The organism is Muricoccus nepalensis (assembly GCF_006438825.1).
GTDB lineage: Bacteria > Pseudomonadota > Alphaproteobacteria > Acetobacterales > Acetobacteraceae > Roseomonas > Roseomonas nepalensis.
In genome coordinates this window covers 40,310-58,117 of sequence record NZ_RCZP01000005.1, presented here as the reverse complement: position 1 = coordinate 58,117, position 17,808 = coordinate 40,310, and the positions used below count along the sequence as shown (strand labels likewise).

Below are 17,808 nucleotides of genomic sequence, written 5' to 3'. Positions count from 1 at the left end.
CCTTCAAAGAGGGAGTCCGCGTCTCGTGAATGGTGCCCACAGCCTCGTCCACACGCTTCTCAAGTCCGGCGTGGACACCTGCTTCTCCAACCCCGGCACCAGCGAGATGCACTTCGTCGCCGCCCTCGACCAGGTCCCGGGCATGCGCTGCGTCCTCGGCCTGCAGGAGAACGTCGTCACCGGCATGGCCGACGGCTACTTCCGGATCGCGGAGAAGCCCGCCTGCACCCTCCTGCACTGCGGGCCGGGCCTCGCGAACGGCCTTGCCAACCTCCACAACGCCCGCCGCGCCCGCAGCGGCATCGTCAACGTCGTCGGCGACCAGGCCACCTACCACCGCCCCTTCGACGCGCCGCTCACCGCCGACACCGAGGGCTGGGCCCGCCCCGTCTCCGCCTGGGTCCGCACGAGCACCCGCGCCGAGGACGTGGGCCGGGACGCCGCCATCGCCGTCCAGGCCGCCCGCACGGCGCCGGGCGGCATCGCGACCCTCGTCCTCCCCTCCGACGCCTCCTGGGACGAGGGCGGCCTCCCCGCGGACCCGCTCCCCGTCCCCCCGGCCACGGCCCCCGACCCCCACGCCGTCCGCACCGCCGCCCGCGTCCTGCGGGAGGGGCGGAACGTCCTCCTCCTCCTCGGCGGCCCCGCCCTGCGGGAGGAAGGCCAGCGCCTGGCCAACCGCATCCTCCGGGCCACCGGCGCCAAGGTCCTGGCGGAGGGCTCCAACGCCCGCGTCGCCCGCGGCCGGGGGCGGATGCCGCTCGAGCGCGTCCCCTACGTCGCCGACGTCGCCATCAAGGCACTGGCGGGCTTCGAGCACATCATCCTGGTGAACGCGAAGGCCCCGGTCGGCTTCTTCGCCTACCCCGACAAGCCCTCCCGCCACTACTCGCCGGACGCCGAGGTCCACGTCCTCACCCGCTTCGAGGGCGACGCCGTCGCCGCCCTCCAGGCCCTCGTCGACGAGCTCGGCGCCCCCGACGCCGCCATCCCCGACCCCGGCCCGCGCCCCGAGCCCGGCCGCGGCGCCCCCACCCCCGAGGGCCTGGCCCGCACCGTCGCCGCCCTCATGCCCGAGGGCGCCATCGTCGCCGACGAGAGCGTCTCCTTCGGCCGCGGCTTCTACGCCGAGACCCACGCCGCCCCCGCGCATGACTGGCTCCACCTGACGGGCGGCGCGATCGGCGACGGCATGCCCCTGGCCACCGGCGCCGCCATCGCCGGCCAGGGCCGCCGCGTCATCAACCTCCAGGCCGACGGCTCCGCCATGTACACGGTCCAGTCCCTCTGGACCCAGGCGCGGGAGAGGCTGCCGGTCACGACGATCATCCTCTCCAACCGCAAGTACCAGATCCTCATCGGGGAGTACGCGGGGGTGGGCGCCAACCCCGGCCCCACCGCCATGAACATGCTCGACCTCGGCAACCCCGACCTCGACTGGGTGAAGATCGCGAACGGCATGGGCGTCGAAGCCGCCCGCGCCACCACCCTCGAGGCCTGCGCCGACCTCCTCGCCCAGAGCACGTCGCGCAACGGCCCCTTCCTCATCGAACTCGTCATCTAGACGGAGACGCCCGCCATGACCGCTTACCCCAAGGTCCAGCTCCACATCGACGGCCAGTGGCGCGACGCCCGCTCCGGCAAGACCCTCGAGATCATCAACCCCGCGACCGAGGAGGTCATCGGCACCGTCGCCCACGCCGAGATCCCCGACCTCGACGAGGCCCTCGCCGCCGCCGAGCGCGGCTTCGCCACCTGGCGCAAGGTCTCGCCCTACGAGCGCTCCAAGCTCATGCGCAAGGCCGCCGACCTCCTCCGCTCCCGCGCCGATGCCATCGCCACGATGATGACCGCCGAGCAGGGCAAGCCGCTGCCCGAGGCGAAGATGGAGGTCCTCGCCGGCGCGGACGTGATCGACTGGTTCGCGGAAGAGGGCCGCCGCGCCTACGGCCGCGTCATCCCCGCCCGCGCCGAGGGCGTCTACCAGCTCTCGCTGCGCGAGCCCGTCGGCCCCGTCGCCGCCTTCACGCCCTGGAACTTCCCGATCAACCAGGTCGTCCGCAAGCTCTCGGCGGCGCTCGCGACGGGCTGCTCCATCATCGTCAAGGCGCCCGAGGAAACCCCGGCCTCCCCGGCCGAGCTCATCCGCGCCTTCATCGACGCCGGCGTGCCGAACGGCGTCGTCCAGCTCGTCTACGGCATCCCCGCGGAGATCTCCGCCTACCTCATCCCGCACCCGGTGATCCGCAAGATCACCTTCACCGGCTCCACCCCCGTGGGCAAGATGCTCGCGGGCCTCGCCGGCCAGCACATGAAGCGCGCGACCATGGAGCTCGGCGGCCACGCGCCGGCCATCGTCTTCAACGACGCCGACGTGGGGAAGGCCGCCAGGACCCTCGCCGCCGCGAAGTTCCGCAACGCCGGCCAGGTCTGCGTCTCCCCCACCCGCTTCCTCATCCAGGAGCGCTCCTTCGACGAGTTCCTCGAGACCTTCACGACCGCCGCGAAGGCCATCAAGGTCGGCCCCGGCACCGAGGCCGGCGTCGCCATGGGCCCGCTCGCCAACGAGCGCCGCATCCCCGCCATCGAGGCCCTCGTGCAGGACGCCGTCACCCGCGGGGGCAAGCTGCAGACCGGCGGCAAGCGCATCGGCAACAAGGGCTACTTCTACGAGCCCACCGTCATCTCCGACCTGCCCCGCGACGCCCGCGCGATGAACGAGGAGCCCTTCGGGCCGCTCGCCCTCGTCAACCGCTTCTCCGACCTCGACGAGGTCGTGGAGGAGGCCAACCGCCTGCCCTTCGGCCTCGCCTCCTACGCCTTCACGGGCTCGGCCGGCACCGCACAGGCCCTCGGCGCCCGCGTCGAGACCGGCATGATGACCATCAACCACCTCGGCCTCGCCCTCCCCGAGGTTCCCTTCGGCGGCGTGAAGGACAGCGGCTACGGCTCCGAGGGCGGCTCCGAGGCCATCGAGCCCTACCTCGTCACGAAGTTCGTGACCCAGACGGGCCTCTGAGCCGGCAAGGGGAGGGGAGGGCGATGACGGACCGCACGCTGGACGCCCTCCTCGCGGACCTCGTCATCGCCAACCGCATCCTCGCGCACGAGGGCGTGCTCGACGACTTCGGGCACGTCTCCGCGCGCGACCCGCACGACCCCTCCCGCTTCTGGCTCAGCGCCTCCCGCAGCCCCGAGCTCGTCTCCCGCGCCGACCTCCTCCGCTTCGACCTCGACGGGCGGCCGGAGGACCCCGGCCAGCGCCGCCCCTACCTCGAGACCATCGTCCACGCCCGCCTCTACGCCGCGCGCCCGGACGTGCGGGCCATCGTCCACCACCACGCCCGCGCCGTGCTCCCCTTCACCGTCACGAAGCGCCCGCTCCGCCCCGTCTTCCACCTCGCGGCCGTGCTGGGCGAGGCCGTGCCCGTCTGGGACAGCGTGCCCGAGTTCGGCGACACCGCCATGATCATCGCCGACGGCGCCGTCGCCGACAGCCACGCCCGCGCGATGGGCGGGGGCAACAGCCTGCTGCTGCGCGGCCACGGCGCCACCAACGCGGAGGCCGGCCTCGCCGCCGTCACCTTCGTCGCCGTCACGCTGCGCGACAACGCCGAGGTCCAGGCCGCCGCCGAGGCCATGGGCGAGGTCCAGTACCTCTCCCCCGGCGAGATCGCGCTCACCGCGAAGATGCAGATGGGCGAGCGCCCGCTCTCCCGATCCTGGGAGTACCGCCGCGCCCGCGCGGGCTTCGCCGGCCTCTAGGCGCCGCCCCGCCCCGGCCCGGGACCGCGCGACGAAACGGCCCGGAAACCTCGGGCCGCGCCGGTAATCTCCCGTTCATCCCGTTCTCGGAAGATTGTGCCTCGCGACGACACAATTTCTGGAGGATGGCTGGATGATGCGGTGGCTGGACCGGTGCTTCGGCTCGCGGCGGTGGGCGGCGATGGAGGCTGTCCGCGCGAACGTCATGATCGCCGATGCCAACTTGCGCATCGTCTACATGAACCCCTCGGTCATCCGGCTGATGCAGGAGGCCGAGGCCGAGCTGAAGCGGGAGATGCCGAACTTCAGCGTCGACCGCCTCATCGGCAGCAACATCGACATCTTCCACAAGAAGCCGGCGCACCAGCGCAAGATGCTGGCCGCGCTCGCCAAGCCGCACGCGGCCACCATCCAGGTCGGCTCGCGCAAGTTCGACCTCCTGGTCAGCCCGCTCACGCGGCTCGGCCGCCGCATCGGCTTCGTCGTCGAGTGGTCCGACGCGAAGGAGCGCCTGCTCAACCTCGACTACGCCGCCCAGATGCGCGCCATCGGCCGCTCGCAGGCGATCGTGGAGTTCACGACCGAGGGCAAGGTCCTCGACGCCAACGAGAACTTCCTCCAGCTCATGGGCTACAAGATCGAGGAGATCCGCGGCCTGCACCACGGCGTCTTCGTCGACCCCGCCGAGAGGGCCAGCCCCGCCTATGCCCGCTTCTGGGAGCGACTGCTCGCCGGCGAGTACCAGGCCGCGAGCTTCCGGCGCTTCACCAAGACTGGCGACACCGTCTGGATCGAGGGCTCCTACAACCCGATCTTCGACGAGCGCGGGCAGGTGACGAAGGTCGTCAAGTTCGCGACCGACATCACCGCCGAGAAGCAGCGCGCCGCCGACGCCGAGAGCAAGATCGCCGCCCTCAACCGCGTGCAGGCGCTGATCGAGTTCGACCCCTCCTCGAAGGTCATGACGGCCAACGAGAACTTCCTCCGCGTCATGGGCTACACCCTCGACGAGGTCCAGGGGCAGCCGCACGCCATCTTCGTCCCGGAGCCGGAGCGGAGCTCGCCCGAATACGCGCGCTTCTGGGAGCGCCTGCGCAACGGCGAGGTCCAGGCCGGCGAGATGCAGCGCGTCGGCAAGGAAGGCCGGGCGGTCTGGCTCCAGGCCACCTACCACCCCGTGAACGACGCGGACGGGCGGCTGATGAAGGTCGTGAAATACGCCACCAACATCACCGAGGAGGTGAAGCAGCGCCGCCTCATCTCCCTCCTCTCGCTCGTCGCCAACGAGACCGACAACAGCGTCATCATCGCCGACGCGCGCGGCCGGATCGAGTACGTCAACCCCGGCTTCACCCGCCTGACCGGCTACACCATGCAGGAGGCCCTCGGCCGCAAGCCGGGCGAGCTTGTGCAGGGCCCGGGCACCGACCAGGCCACGGTGCAGCGCATCCGCGAGAAGATCCGCCAGAAGCAGGCCTTCTACGAGGAGATCCTCAACTACACGAAGGCGCGCGACCCCTACTGGGTCTCCCTCTCGATCAACCCCGTGCGCAACGCGGCCGGCGAGGTGGAGCGCTACGTCTCCGTGCAGGCCAACATCACCGAGACGAAGCTCAACGCCGTCGACGCCGAGGCCCGGCTGGACGCGATCGAGGGCTCGAACATCGTCGTCGAGTGGGACGCCGAGGGCGCGATCGCGAAGGTCAACCAGGCCGGCCTCGAGTCGCTCGGCATCGCCTCCCTGGCGGAGCTGGGCGACCCCGCGGTCCTCTCCCACGCGCGCCTCCTGCCGGGCGTGACCGCCGCCGAGCTGAGCAGCATGGAGGTGTCGCGCCGCGACGTCCGGATCGAGCGCGAGGGCGCGGCCCCCGTCTTCCTGTCCGGCACCCTCCAGCCGCTGCGCGACGTCGAGGGAGGGCTGCGCGGCACGGTGATGTACGCGATCGACGTCTCCTCGCGCCGCCGCGCCGTGCAGGAGACCGAGCAGGTCATGTCCGTCGTGCTCGACAGCATCGGCCAGTTCGCCCAGACCATCTCGACCATCTCCGGCCAGACCAGCCTCCTCGCGCTGAACGCCACCATCGAGGCGGCGCGGGCGGGGGAGGCGGGCCGCGGCTTCGCGGTGGTCGCGAGCGAGGTGAAGAGCCTCGCCCAGAACTCGGCGAAGTCGACGCAGGACATCACGCACCTCGTCGGCGAGACCCGGTCCCGGATCGAGCGCCTGATCGCCTCGATGTAGCCGCCCGCGGTCCGGGCGGGGGCCTAGTCCCCCCGCCCGGACGGCCATTCCAGCGGCGGGTCGTAGCGCACGGCGGTGAAGCAGAGCCCCTCCGCCGGCGCCGTCTGCCCCGCTCGCGTCCGGTCCCGCCCCTCCAGCACCGCGTGGGGCCAGGAGACTGGCCGCTGCCCCCAGCCCACCTTCGCCAGCGTCCCCACCAGGTTCCGCACCTGGTGGTGGAGGAATGACCGCGCCGCCACCCGCAGCACGATCTCCTCGCCCTCCCGCGAGACGTCGAGCCGGTCCAGGGTCCGCATCGCGTGGCGCGCCTGGCAGGTCGCCGCCCGGAAGGCCGAGAAGTCGTGGTGCCCGAGCAGCCCCTGCGCCGCCTCGTGCATCGCCGCCGCGTCCAGCGGCGCCGGCACGTGCCACACCCGCCCCACCTCCAGCGCCGGCCGCGCCCGCCGGTTCAGGATGCGGTAGCGGTAGCTCCGGTGCACCGCCGAGAAGCGCGCGCTCCACTCCCCGCCCGGCCGCGCCACCGCGAGCACCGAGACCCGGTGCGGCCGCGTCCGCGCGTTCAGCGCCTCCCGCACCCGCTCCTCCGGCAGGTCCGCGAGAAGATCCATCCCCGCGACCTGCCCCTCCGCGTGGACCCCGGAATCCGTCCGTCCGGCGGCCGCGACCTCCGGTGGCACCCCGCCGTTGAGGAAGGCCCCCGCCGCCTCCAGCACGCCCTGCACCGAGACGCCCTCCGCCTGCCGCTGCCAGCCGACGAAGCCCGCGCCGTCATACTCCACCAGCAGCGCGTAGCGCGGCATCCCGGCCCGGCCCCTAGCCCAGCACCGTGCCGGCCGGCACCGCGTGCCCGCGCAGGAAGGCGCCCGCCTCCATCGCCGCCCGCCCGGCCTTCTGCACGCGGGTCAGGCGCAGCGCCGTCCCCCCGCCGCAGGCGACCAGCAGTCCCTCGTCCAGCACCGTCCCCGGCGCCCGCCCGGCCAGGCCCTCCGCCGGCTCGGCCGAGAGAACGCGGAGCACCTCGCCCCCCAGCGCCGTGAAGGCGCCCGGCCAGGGCGTCATGGCGCGCACCCGCCGGTCCAGCGCCGCCGCCGGCTCGGCCCAGTCCAGCCGCCCGTCTTCCTTCCCGAGCTTCGGCGCGTAGGTCGCGCCCTCCGCCGGCTGCGGGGTCTCGGGCGGCCGCTCCGCCAGCGCCCGCAGCACCAGCCGCGCGCCCATCTCGGAGAGCCGGTCGTGCACGCCCGCCGCCGTCTCCCGCGGCCCGACCGGCGTCGCCTCCCGCAGCAGCATGGGGCCGGTGTCCAGCCCCTCGTCCATCCGCATGATGGTGATGCCGGTCTCCGCGTCCCCCGCCAGCACCGCCGCCTGGATCGGCGCCGCCCCGCGCCAGCGCGGCAGCAGGCTCGCGTGGATGTTCAGGCAGCCCATCCGCGGCGCCTCCAGCATCGGCCGCGGCAGGATCAGCCCGTAGGCGACCACCACCGCCGCGTCGAGCAGGAGCGCCGCAAAGGCCTCGTGCTCCGCCGCCTCGCGCCGCACCCGCGCCGGCGTCCGCACCGGCAGCCCCATCTCGACCGCCGCCTGGTGGACGGGGCAGGGGGTCTCCCGCTGCCCGCGCCCCGCCGGCCGCGGCGGCTGGGCGTAGACGCAGGCCACCTCGTGCCCCGCCGCCACCAGCGCCCGCAGCGCCGGCACCGAGAAGGCCGGGCTGCCCATGAAAGCCAGCCGCAGCCGCCCGCCCCCCGGCCCGCCTCTCGCCTGGCCCGGAGGGGTCACATCGCCTCCCGCGACTTCAGCTTCTGCTCCTTGAGGAACTTCTTGATGAGCATGTTCCGCTTAAGGATGCTCAGGTGGTCGGTGAACATCACCCCGTCGAGGTGGTCGATCTCGTGCTGCAGGCAGGTCGCCAGCAGGTCCTCCGCCTCGATCTCCTGGCGCGACCCGTCCAGCGCCCGGTAGCGGACCTTCACCCGCGCCGGCCGCTCCACGTCGGCGTACTGCCCGGGCAGGGAGAGGCACCCCTCCTCCCGCACCGCCAGCTCGGTGCTCGCCGCCACGATCTCGGGGTTCACCAGCACCATCGGCGCCGGGTCCTCCTCCTTGGCGACGTCCAGCACCACCAGCCGCAGCGCCTCGCCTACCTGCGGCGCCGCCAGCCCGATCCCGGGCGCCTTGTACATCGTCGACAGCATCCGCGCCGCCAGGTCGGACACCCGCGGCCCGTCGCCCTCGGCCACCGCGCGGGCCTTGGCGCGGAGAATCGGCGCGGGGTGGAGCAGGATGGGAAGGATCGGGGCGTCGGTCATGGCTGCGCCCCGCATGTAGGGCAGAACCGCCCCCGGCGGAATGCCGCCCGGGCCCGTCCCGGCCTTGCAACGGCCGCCGCCTTCGACAATATCAATCCCGTGGTTCGGTGCCGCGGAAAGGGCCGGGCCACGTGGCCTCGCTTTCCCAAGGACGCCGCAGCATGTCCCGTTCGCCGGTCTTCGGATCGCCGCTCTTCCTCGGCTTCGACCACCTCGAGCAGATGCTCGACCGGGTGCAGAAGACCGCGGACGGCTATCCCCCCTACAACATCGAGCAAACCGCGGCCAACCGGCTGCGGATCACTCTTGCCGTCGCGGGGTTCGCCATGGACGACCTCCAGATCACCCAGGAGGACAACCAGCTGGTGATCCGCGGCCGCCAGAAGGAGGACGCGGAGGACCGCATCTTCCTCCACCGCGGCATCGCGGGGCGCCAATTCCAGCGCGCTTTCGTCATCGCCGAGGGCATCGAGATCGAGGGCGCCTGGCTCGACAACGGCCTCCTCCACGTCGAGCTGCGACGCCCCCAGCCGGAGGTGCGGGTCCGCACCATCCAGATCAACGGCAAGACCCGCCCCCTCGTGGACGGCGAGGCCTAGTTTCTTTCCCCGTCCGCAACGCTCCGCCGAACCGGGGGGCGCCGCGGACGTTATCAGCCCGCAGGCCATCCCGGCTGCGGGCGAGAGGATCCATCATGCAGCCCACCACCGAAATCAGCCTCCGCAACCTGACCCCCCTCGACTGGGCCCGCTTCGGCGCGCAGGAGATGGCCTATATCCGCCCGGTGACCGTCAACGGCACCCAGGCGGTCGCCATCCACGCGGCCGACGGCACCCCCATCGGCGCCGCCCCGAACGAGGCCCTGGCCATCGCCGCCATCCTCCAGCACGAGATGGCGCCCGTCCTCGTCCACTGAGGAGCTGGGGGGAGGCCGCGGGCCTCCCCCTCCCTTGGTCAGGCCCTCGGTCAGGCCTTCTGCGGGTCGATCCACCCCACATGCCCGTCGGCCCGGCGGTAGACGACGTTCAGCACCCCCGTGCCCCGGTTGCGGAACATCAGCACCGGCTCCTGCGACAGGTCCAGCCGCATCACCGCCTCGGGCACCGTCAGCCGGCTGATCTCGGTCGGCGTCTCCGCCACCACGGCACCGTCGGCGTAGCCCTCCGGCGTCACCGCCTCGCCCGGCGCCGCCTGCGCGGCCTCGGCGCCCTCCTCGGGCTCCTCCTCCTCGCGCAGCACCACGCTGCGCGCGAGCTCCGTCAGCGGGTCCCGCTCCTCGGCCAGGCTGCGCGCGTGCTCGTTCACCCGCCGCCGGTAGCGCCGCAGCCGCTTGCCGATATGGGCCGCCGCGTCCGCGAAGGCGCGATGGGCGTCCACGCCCTCGCCCTCCGCCCGCATGTTCAGGCCGCGGCCGGCGCGCAGGTTGATGTCGCAAGCGAAGAAGGCCCGGTCCTTGCGGAAGGTCACATGGGCGTCGATGGCATGGTCGAAGTACTTTCGGGTGACCGCCTCGAGCCCGTCCGTCACATGAGTCTTCAGTGCCTCGCCGGTCTCGACGCCCTTGCCGGCGACTGTGATCTGCATGGATCGGCTCCCTTTTCGTTAACCTGTAGCCGAACTGACCTGAGGCCATCCGCCGGGCGTTTAAAGGGGCCCGATCAGAGAACGAGCGCCGATTTCTCCCTTTTGCGTTGCACCGAAGAGGGGATCTTCAACGCGTCGCGGTACTTCGCGACCGTCCGCCGGGCGATGTCCACGCCCTCGGCCCGCAGCCGCTCCACGATCGCGTCGTCCGACAGAACGTCATCCGCCGTCTCGGCGTTCACCATGTCCCGGATGCGGTGCCGGATGGCCTCGGCCGAGAAGCTCTCGCCCCCGTGCATGCCCGCGATCGCCGTGGTGAAGAAGTACTTCAGCTCCAGCGTGCCCCGGGGCGTGGCGATGTACTTGTTGGCCGTCACCCGCGAGACCGTGCTCTCGTGCATCCCGAGCTCGTCGGCCACGTCCCGCAGGATCAGCGGCCGCAGGTGCCCGACCCCGTAGCGGAAGAACCCCTCCTGCCGCCGCACGATCTCGGCCGCCACCCGCAGGATGGTGTTCGCCCGCTGCTCGAGGCTGCGGACGAGCCAGTTCGCCGCCTGCAGCTTCTCGGCGATGAAGGCCCGGTCCTCCTTGCTACGCGTCCCCGTGTGGGCCGTCGCGTGGAAGCCCCGGTTCACCAGCACCCGGGGCAGGGTCTCCGGGTTCAGCTCCAGCAGCCAGGTCCCGTCGGGCACCCGGCGCATCAGCACGTCCGGCACGACGAGCGGCGCCACCTCGCCGTCCGTCAGCGCCCCCGGCTTGGGGTTCAGCCGGCGGATCTCGGCCACCATCTCCGCGAGGTCCTCGGCGTCCACGCCGCAGACCCGCCGCAAGCCCGCCATGTCCCGACGCGCCAGCATCTCGAGGTTGTCGAGCAGCGCCTGCATCGCCGGGTCCAGCCGGTCCAGCTCCGCGAGCTGCACCGCCAGGCACTCCCGCAGGTCCGCGCAGAACAGCCCTGGTGGGTCGAAGCGCTGCATCCGCGCCCGCACGCCCGAGACGAGCTCCACCGCGCAGCCCAGCGCCCCCGCGATCAACGCGTCCGGCACCGTCAGCCGCCCGGCCGCGTCCATCAGCGCGATGAACTGCCCCGCGATCAGCCGCTCCCGCGGGTCGCCGAAGGTCAGCCGCACCTGCTCGGCCAGCAGCTCCCGCAGCGTCCGCGGCCGCTCCCCCGCGATCTCCTCCAGGCTCCGCCCGTCATCGTCCCAGGAATCGGCCCGCGCCCCGCGGGACGCCGGGTAGAGCGCGTCCCCGCTCTCGTAGCCCGCCGACCAGTCCGCCTCGATCGGGCTGTTCGCCTCCTCCGCCATGGTGGAGGAGGAGGCCGCCTCGAAGGCGTCGGGCTCCACCGCAACGGGCGCCGCAGGCGCGCTGCCCTCCTCGCGCTCGAGCATCGGGTTCCGCTCGAGCTCCTCCTCGACGAAGGCCGAGACCTCGAGGTTGCTCGACTGCAGCAGCTTGATGGCCTGCCGCAGCTGCGGCGTCATCACCAGCTGCTGCGTCTGCCGGAAGTCGAGCCGCGGGCCCAGGCTCACCATAGGCGGCTTACCATCGGCGGCTCACCACGCCGCGCCTGCCGCTGCGACAACGAGAGGTGTCCAGGCCGTCACAGGCTGAACCGCTCCCCGAGATAGACGCGCCGCACGCCCTCGTGCGCCACGATCTCGCTCGGCCGCCCCTCCATCAGCACCTGGCCGTCGTGCAGGATGTAGGCCCGGTCGATGATGGCGAGCGTCTCGCGCACGTTGTGCTCGGTGATCAGCACGCCGATCCCGCGGTCCTTGAGGTGCCGCACGAGGTCGCGGATCTCGCCCACCGCGATCGGGTCGATGCCCGCCAGCGGCTCGTCGAGAAGAATGTAGGCCGGGTGCGTCGCCAGCGCGCGCGCGATCTCGCAGCGCCGCCGCTCGCCCCCCGACAGCGCCAGCGCCGGCGCCCGCCGCAGATGCGCGATGCCGAACTCGGCGAGCAGGCTGTCGAGCATCCCGTCCCGCCGCTCGCGGTCCGGCTCCACCACCTCCAGCGCCGCCCGGATGTTGTCCTCCACGGACAGCCCCCGGAAGATCGAGGCCTCCTGCGGCAGGTAGCCGAGCCCGAGCCGCGCGCGGCGGTACATCGGCAGCATGGTCACGTCGTGCCCGTCGAGGAAGACCTGGCCCTCGTCCGGCCGCACCAGCCCCGTCATCATGTAGAAGGTGGTCGTCTTCCCCGCGCCGTTCGGCCCGAGGAGCCCCACCGCCTCGCCCCGCTTGAGGCTGAGCGACACCCCCCGCACCACCGGCCGCTTCTTGTAGCGCTTGCCGAGCGCCCGCGCGACGAGGCCCGATTCCCCCGGCACCACCTTCAGCGCCTCGCTCATCGCCCGCGCCCCTGCGCCGGGGAGGGAGACGGGGAGGGCGCCGCCGCGCCGCCCGGCGGCGTCGCCTCCTGGCCGGAGCTCGGCAGCACCAGACCCTGCACCCGCTGCCCGGGCGCGGAGACGAGGCGGGAGATGCCCGTACGAAGGTTCACGATCGCTTCCTGCCCCTGGAGCTGGTTCTGCCCGCGCGTGATGCGCACGTTGCCGAGCACGCGCGCCATGCCCGAGACGGGGCTGTAGACGCCGCGGTCGCCGCGCACGACCTCGGTCTCCGTGCGGATCTCGACGTTGCCGAAGACCTCCACCCGGTCGACCTTGGATCCCTCGCCCGGCACCGGCCGCGGCGCGGCCCCGCTCCCACCGGCGGCCCCACTGGCGGCCCCACCGGCGGCCGGCGCGCGCGCCGCGGCCGCCTGCACGCCCGGCGCCGATTCCAGGAAGTAGGCAACGAGCGTGTCCGCCATGATCTGTCGGTTGTCGCTCGTGGTCACCCGCGCCGCCCCGCGCGCGACCGCCATGCGCCGCTGCGACCAGTACTCGAGGCTGTCCCGCGCCACGATGGTGTCGTTCGGCGTGGTCAGCTTCAGGTCCCGCCCCGTCAGCACCATCACCGCCTGGTCCATGTCGTAGACCCCGCGGTCGCCCTGCGCCTTGTCGGTCGCGGTGGTGATCCGCACGTCGCCCTCGGCCTCGAGCCGCCAGATCTCGCCCCCCGACATCGGGTTCTCGGACCCGGCCGCCTCGCCTCGCGCGGCGGGGGCCGCGGCGCCGGGCGCCGGGGCGCGCGGGCGGTAGCGGGCGATCAGCCGCGCCGCGTCCACCGTCACCCCGTCCCGCACCGCCCGCGCCTTGCCGCGGGCGACGATCACCTGCTCGCCCTGGCGCCACTCGATCCCCTCGGTCGCCGTGATCTCGACGGGCCCGCCGCCCGAGAGGTCGATCGGCTGCGCGAGCGCCGGCGAGAGGCCCGCCGCCGCCCCGAGAAGCCCAAGGCCCAGGACCCCCGCGCGAAGAGTCCTCACCGGCTGCCCTCCAGCACGGCGCGGGCGTTCCCGGTGAAGACCACCACCGCCCCGCGGTCGCGGAGCCGGAACCCCTCGCCGGTCAGGGTGCCGAAGCTCCCCTGGGCGGCCACGGGGCTGTCGCCCTCCGCGTGGCCCTCCTTCACGTCCACGCGCGCCTGCTGGGTCTCGATCAAGGTTCCATCATCCTGCCAGATCGTCACGTCGCCCCAGAGGTCGAGGATGTTCTCGTTCCGGTCGAGCCGACCCGTCTTGCTGTCCAGGAGAACCCAGCCCCCGTTCGTCAGCGTCATGTCCCCGCGCGGGGCCTCGAGGTCGACCACATTGCTGCTTCCTTGTTGCGAAGCGGTGAACGCCGTCACGTTGAAGGGCCGCCCCGTGTCGTCGATGCCCTGGTAGCGGGGATCGACCACCCGCACCGCCTCGGGCGCAGCGCGGCTGAGCCGCCGGAAGGAGAGCCGTGCGCTCTCCCCCGTGCGCTCGAACTCCGGCCAGAGCACGATCGCCGACATCAGCGCCAGGGCGGCCGCCGGCAGGAGGAACTTCAGGAAGCGCACCGCGAAGCGCCGCCGCCGCATCGACCCCCGCGTGTAGCCGCGCCGGGCGCGGGACGGCACCGGCCTCTCCCGCCACTCCGCCGGCAGCACCAGCCCCGCCTCCTCGGGGGCCGCGACGCCCGGATCGGCCGCGCGCACGGGCGCGCCCGGCGGAACCGGGTCGCTGGCCGGGGGGGTGGTGGAGGCTCGGAGGGTCACGGCCCCTGTATGGAGCGGGGCCGGGAACCGGTCAACGCGGACGAGACCCACATTCTTCCAAGAATCATGCCATAGGTTAGGCCCGCGCACCCGGCACGGCGCGCTCAGTGCGCGAAGATGTCGGGGTCGCCGTAGCCCAGCAGGTCCAGCGCCCCCCGCGCCGGCAGGAAGCGGAAGCACTCCTCGGCCAGGGCAAGGCGCCCCTCGCGCCGCAGCAGCGCCTCCAGCCTCTCCCACAGCGCGTGCAGGTGCAGCACGTCGGAGGCCGCGTAGGCGAGCTGCTCCGGGCTCAGCTCCGGCGCGCCCCAGTCGCTCGTCTGCTGCCCCTTCGAAATCTCGACTCCCAGCAGCTCCCGGCACAGCTCCTTCAGCCCGTGCCGGTCCGTGAAGGTCCGCACCAGCTTCGCCGCCACCTTTGTGCAGCGCACCGGCGCCACCTCCACCCCCAGCGCCTGCCGCAGGATCGCGACGTCGAAGCGCGCGAAGTGGAACAGCTTCACCGTCCCGGGGTCGGCCAGCATTGCCCGCAGCCGCGGGCAGTCCGCAAGCCCCTCCCGCCGCGGCGGCCCGCCGAGCTCCGGCGGGCGGATCTGCACGAGATGCGCCACCCCGTCGCCCGCCGAGAGCTGCACGAGGCAGAGCCGGTCGCGATGCGGGTTGAGCCCCATCGTCTCCGTGTCCACGGCCACGACCGGGCCGAGCGACAGGCCCTCGGGCAGGTCGTCCCGGTGCAGGTGGAGGGTGGCGTTCGGCATGAAGAGCGTCGTTCCCACGCGGGTCGCTCCGTCGGTCACGGGAGGGCCGGGGAGGGAAGGGGCAGGGCCGGCAAGCGGCGCAACGGGATCACGCCCGGCGTCCCCCAGGGGGGACGATCTCTCGCCGTCGAGGCGGTGGTGCCCAGGAAAGGACTCGAACCTTCACAACCTTGCGGTCACAGGTACCTGAAACCTGCGCGTCTACCAATTCCGCCACCTGGGCAAGGGGGCCAGCACCCTCGTATCAGAGAGGGCGTGGGCGGGCTTCTATGAGGCGCCGGGACCGCCGTCAAGGCACCCCGCCGCGGAATCGGCGCCCCGAGGCGCCGCGCCGCAAGGGGAGATTTGCGCCGGGCGGCGCCGGCCCTAAGTTCCCCGCCACGAGAGCAGCGATTCCTGCGGAACGGAGGCGGCCGATGGCGCGACGTGTGGCGGTGGTGTTCGGCGGAACCGGGTTCATCGGCCGCTACGTCGTCCAGCGCCTCGCGCGCCAGGACTACGTCGTGCGCGTCGTCACCCGCAGCGCCGAGGGCGCCCGCGGCCTCATGACCCAGGGCACCGTCGGCCAGATCGCCCCGGCCGCCGCCGGGGCCATGGACGCGGCCTCCCTGCACCGCGCGGTCGAGGGCGCGGAGGTCGTCATCAACCTCGTTGGCATTCTCGCCGAGCGCCGCGAGGGCGACTTCGCCCGCGTCCACGCCGCCCTGCCGGGCCGCATCGCCACCGCCGCCGCAGCGGCCGGCGTCGCCCACCTCGTCCAGGTCTCGGCCATCGGCGCCGACCCCGCCTCGCCCAGCCTCTACGCCCGCAGCAAGGCGGAAGGGGAGGCCGCCGTGCTCGCCGCCTTCCCGCGCGCGACCATCCTCCGCCCCTCGATCGTCTTCGGCCACGAGGACTCCTTCTTCAACCGCTTCGCCGGCCTCGCCCGCGTCCTGCCCGTGCTCCCCCTCGTCGGCGGCGGCACCCGCTTCCAGCCCGTCTACGTCGGCGACGTCGCCGACGCGGTCATGGCCGCGATCGACCGCCCCGAGGCCGCCGGCCGCACCTACGAGCTCGCCGGCCCCCGCGCCGCGACCTTCCGCTCCCTCCTCGAATACATGCTCCAGCTCATCGGCCGGCGGCGCCCCATCGTGGAGATGCCGGAGGGCCTCGCCTCCTTCCAGGCGAAGCTCACCGCCTGGCTCCCCAACCCGCCGCTCACCGGGGACCAGATCATCCTTCTCAAGCGGGACAATGTTCCCTCCGGCATGCTCCCGGGCCTCGCGGAGCTCGGCATCGCCCCCACCTCCCTGGAGGCCATCCTGCCGAGCTACCTCACGCGCTTCCGGGAGGGCGGCGGCCGCCGCGCGGTGATCCCCGGCTGAAAGGTCCGATCCGGACCCAACGCGCCGCGCCCTGGGCTGCGCAAACCCCACGCAGCCCTGCCTGCCGCGGAATAAGGACAGCCATGCTGCCCTAGCGGTGATTTTCGTCTCGCGAACCCCGTGGGACTATGGCAAACCGCGCGCCAACAGGCCCCTCGGCTCGCCCCGCCGCCATTCGGGACGCCCGCGGGTCCGGAAAGCATTGCAAGGATCGCGCCATGGCCGAGCGCATGCTCCAGTTCGTCCGCCTGTCCCAGCAGACGCCCGAGAAGCGCGAGCCGACGATCCGGCGCGAGGACTTCGACGAGATCTACGCCCGCTTCGACCCCGCCCGCGCCTCCGAGCAGGCCAGCCGCTGCTCCCAGTGCGGCGTCCCCTTCTGCTCCGTCCACTGCCCGCTCCAGCAGAACATCCCGGACTGGCTGAAGCTGACGGCCGAGGGCCGGCTGGAGGAGGCCTACGAGGTCAACGCGGCCACCAACACCTTCCCCGAGATCTGCGGCCGCGTCTGCCCGCAGGACCGCCTCTGCGAGGGCAACTGCGTCATCGAGAAGGGCTTCGAGAGCGTCACCATCGGCGCGGTCGAGCGCTACATCAACGACACCGCCTGGGAGAAGGGCTGGGTCAAGCCGCCCACCCCCGTGCGCGAGCTCGAGCACTCCGTCGCCATCATCGGCGCTGGCCCCGGAGGCCTCGCCGCCGCCGAGAAGCTCCGCACCCAGGGCTGGCAGGTCCATGTCTACGACCGCTACGACCGCGCGGGCGGGCTGATGATCTACGGCATCCCGAACTTCAAGCTCGAGAAGGACGTGATCACCCGCCGCACCGCCCAGTTCGAGGAGGGCGGCATCCACTTCCACCTCAACAGCGAGATCGGCCGCGACGTCACGCTCGAGGAGCTGCGCGCGCGCCACGACGCCGTCCTCATCGCGACCGGCGTCTACAAGGCCCGCGACATCGCCGTTCCCGGCGCGCATCTCGACGGCGTCGTCCCCGCCATGTCCTTCCTCACGGCCTCGAACCGCAAGGGCCTCGGCGACGACGTGCCGGAGTTCGACAGCGGCGCCCTCGACGCCGCCGGCAAGCGCGTGGTCGTCATCGGCGGCGGCGACACCGCGATGGACTGCCTCCGCACCTCCATCCGCCAGGGCGCGGCCTCCGTCACCTGCCTCTACCGCCGCGACAAGGCCAACATGCCCGGTTCCATGCGCGAGGTGCACAACGCCGAGGAGGAGGGCGTCCGCTTCGCCTGGCTCTCCGCCCCCGACGCCTTCGAGGGCGACACCCGCGTCACCGGCGTGCGCGTCACGAAGATGCACCTCGGCCTCCCCGACGCCACCGGCCGCCAGCAGGTCGAGCCCATCCCCGGCAGCGAGTTCACCGAGCCCGCCGACCTCGTCATCAAGGCGCTCGGCTTCGACCCCGAGGACCTGCCGCGGATGTTCGACGAGCCCGGCCTCGGCGTCTCCCGCTGGGGCACGCTCACGGTGGACCGGCGCAACATGATGACGAGCCTGCCCGGCGTCTTCGCCGCCGGCGACATCGTCCGCGGCGCCTCCCTCGTCGTCTGGGCCATCCGCGACGGCCGCGACGCTGCCGACCGCATCGCCGACTACGTCAAGGCGCGCGACGCCGTCCCCCAGGCCGCCGAGTGAGCGAGGC

General features: G+C 72.8%; 17 protein-coding genes and 1 tRNA gene. 8 read left to right on the top strand and 10 right to left on the bottom strand.

Annotation, left to right across the window (positions count from 1 at the left end; all coding sequences use genetic code 11):
- Nucleotides 1-25 precede the first annotated feature (25 nt).
- From EAH89_RS07805 to EAH89_RS33025, 4 genes are all read left to right on the top strand, one after another.
- Nucleotides 26-1,564, top strand: coding sequence for an acetolactate synthase large subunit (locus EAH89_RS07805; protein WP_140882242.1), 1,539 nt, complete (start codon nucleotides 26-28; stop codon nucleotides 1,562-1,564).
- 15 nt (nucleotides 1,565-1,579) lie between these two features.
- Nucleotides 1,580-3,019: an NAD-dependent succinate-semialdehyde dehydrogenase gene (locus tag EAH89_RS07800; RefSeq protein ID WP_140882241.1), complete on the top strand. Its 1,440-nt coding sequence runs from the start codon at nucleotides 1,580-1,582 to the stop codon at nucleotides 3,017-3,019.
- Between the two features lie 23 nt (nucleotides 3,020-3,042).
- On the top strand, nucleotides 3,043-3,765 hold the full coding sequence (locus tag EAH89_RS07795) for a class II aldolase/adducin family protein (RefSeq protein ID WP_140882240.1): 723 nt from the start codon (nucleotides 3,043-3,045) through the stop codon (nucleotides 3,763-3,765).
- Between the two features lie 133 nt (nucleotides 3,766-3,898).
- Nucleotides 3,899-6,004 (top strand): methyl-accepting chemotaxis protein, encoded by a 2,106-nt coding sequence (locus EAH89_RS33025; RefSeq protein WP_140882239.1) that lies wholly within the window; start codon nucleotides 3,899-3,901, stop codon nucleotides 6,002-6,004.
- 23 nt (nucleotides 6,005-6,027) lie between these two features.
- Here the strand turns inward: EAH89_RS33025 and truA are convergent, their stop codons facing one another.
- Genes truA through def form a run of 3 tightly spaced genes read right to left on the bottom strand, consistent with a single transcriptional unit; the run spans nucleotide 6,028 to nucleotide 8,307 of the window.
- Nucleotides 6,028-6,804 (bottom strand): tRNA pseudouridine(38-40) synthase TruA, encoded by a 777-nt coding sequence (truA, locus tag EAH89_RS07785; RefSeq protein WP_140882238.1) that lies wholly within the window; start codon nucleotides 6,802-6,804, stop codon nucleotides 6,028-6,030.
- Nucleotides 6,805-6,817: 13 nt separating this feature from the next.
- Complete coding sequence (gene fmt, locus EAH89_RS07780) at nucleotides 6,818-7,732, bottom strand: methionyl-tRNA formyltransferase (protein ID WP_140882395.1); 915 nt, start codon at nucleotides 7,730-7,732, stop codon at nucleotides 6,818-6,820.
- A gap of 41 nt (nucleotides 7,733-7,773) precedes the next feature.
- On the bottom strand, nucleotides 7,774-8,307 hold the full coding sequence (gene def / locus EAH89_RS07775) for a peptide deformylase (RefSeq protein WP_140882237.1): 534 nt from the start codon (nucleotides 8,305-8,307) through the stop codon (nucleotides 7,774-7,776).
- A 161-nt stretch (nucleotides 8,308-8,468) separates the two neighbouring features.
- Between def and EAH89_RS07770 the strand changes: the two genes are divergently transcribed.
- Nucleotides 8,469-8,906 carry an Hsp20 family protein gene (locus EAH89_RS07770; RefSeq protein ID WP_140882236.1) on the top strand — a complete coding sequence of 146 codons (438 nt, stop codon included), beginning with the start codon at nucleotides 8,469-8,471 and terminating at the stop codon, nucleotides 8,904-8,906.
- 95 nt (nucleotides 8,907-9,001) lie between these two features.
- Nucleotides 9,002-9,223, top strand: a complete 222-nt coding sequence (locus EAH89_RS07765) for a DUF1150 family protein (protein ID WP_140882235.1) — start codon at nucleotides 9,002-9,004, stop codon at nucleotides 9,221-9,223.
- A 50-nt stretch (nucleotides 9,224-9,273) separates the two neighbouring features.
- Here EAH89_RS07765 and hpf read toward each other — a convergent pair whose 3' ends face one another.
- From hpf to EAH89_RS07730, 7 genes are all read right to left on the bottom strand, one after another.
- Nucleotides 9,274-9,891, bottom strand: coding sequence for a ribosome hibernation-promoting factor, HPF/YfiA family (hpf, locus tag EAH89_RS07760; protein ID WP_140882234.1), 618 nt, complete (start codon nucleotides 9,889-9,891; stop codon nucleotides 9,274-9,276).
- A gap of 74 nt (nucleotides 9,892-9,965) precedes the next feature.
- Nucleotides 9,966-11,426, bottom strand: coding sequence for an RNA polymerase factor sigma-54 (gene rpoN / locus EAH89_RS07755; protein ID WP_140882394.1), 1,461 nt, complete (start codon nucleotides 11,424-11,426; stop codon nucleotides 9,966-9,968).
- Between the two features lie 71 nt (nucleotides 11,427-11,497).
- Nucleotides 11,498-12,250, bottom strand: a complete 753-nt coding sequence (gene lptB, locus EAH89_RS07750; protein WP_140882233.1) for an LPS export ABC transporter ATP-binding protein — start codon at nucleotides 12,248-12,250, stop codon at nucleotides 11,498-11,500.
- Nucleotides 12,247-13,272, bottom strand: a complete 1,026-nt coding sequence (locus EAH89_RS07745; RefSeq protein WP_140882232.1) for an LptA/OstA family protein — start codon at nucleotides 13,270-13,272, stop codon at nucleotides 12,247-12,249. The genes lptB and EAH89_RS07745 overlap by 4 nt, the downstream gene beginning before the upstream one ends.
- A complete protein-coding gene (gene lptC, locus EAH89_RS07740) occupies nucleotides 13,269-14,027 on the bottom strand; it encodes an LPS export ABC transporter periplasmic protein LptC (RefSeq protein WP_241666909.1) in 759 nt (252 codons plus the stop codon). Before lptC ends, EAH89_RS07745 begins: the two co-directional genes overlap by 4 nt.
- Nucleotides 14,028-14,131: 104 nt before the next feature.
- Nucleotides 14,132-14,782: a ribonuclease D gene (locus EAH89_RS07735; RefSeq protein ID WP_140882392.1), complete on the bottom strand. Its 651-nt coding sequence runs from the start codon at nucleotides 14,780-14,782 to the stop codon at nucleotides 14,132-14,134.
- A 136-nt stretch (nucleotides 14,783-14,918) separates the two neighbouring features.
- Nucleotides 14,919-15,005, bottom strand: a tRNA-Leu gene (locus EAH89_RS07730).
- A 193-nt stretch (nucleotides 15,006-15,198) separates the two neighbouring features.
- Between EAH89_RS07730 and EAH89_RS07725 the strand changes: the two genes are divergently transcribed.
- Together EAH89_RS07725 and EAH89_RS07720 are read left to right on the top strand one after the other, a co-directional pair.
- Entirely contained in the window at nucleotides 15,199-16,146 is a 948-nt protein-coding gene (locus tag EAH89_RS07725) for a complex I NDUFA9 subunit family protein (RefSeq protein ID WP_140882231.1), read from the top strand.
- Between the two features lie 218 nt (nucleotides 16,147-16,364).
- Entirely contained in the window at nucleotides 16,365-17,801 is a 1,437-nt protein-coding gene (locus EAH89_RS07720; protein ID WP_140882230.1) for an NAD(P)-dependent oxidoreductase, read from the top strand.
- Nucleotides 17,802-17,808 lie beyond the last annotated feature (7 nt).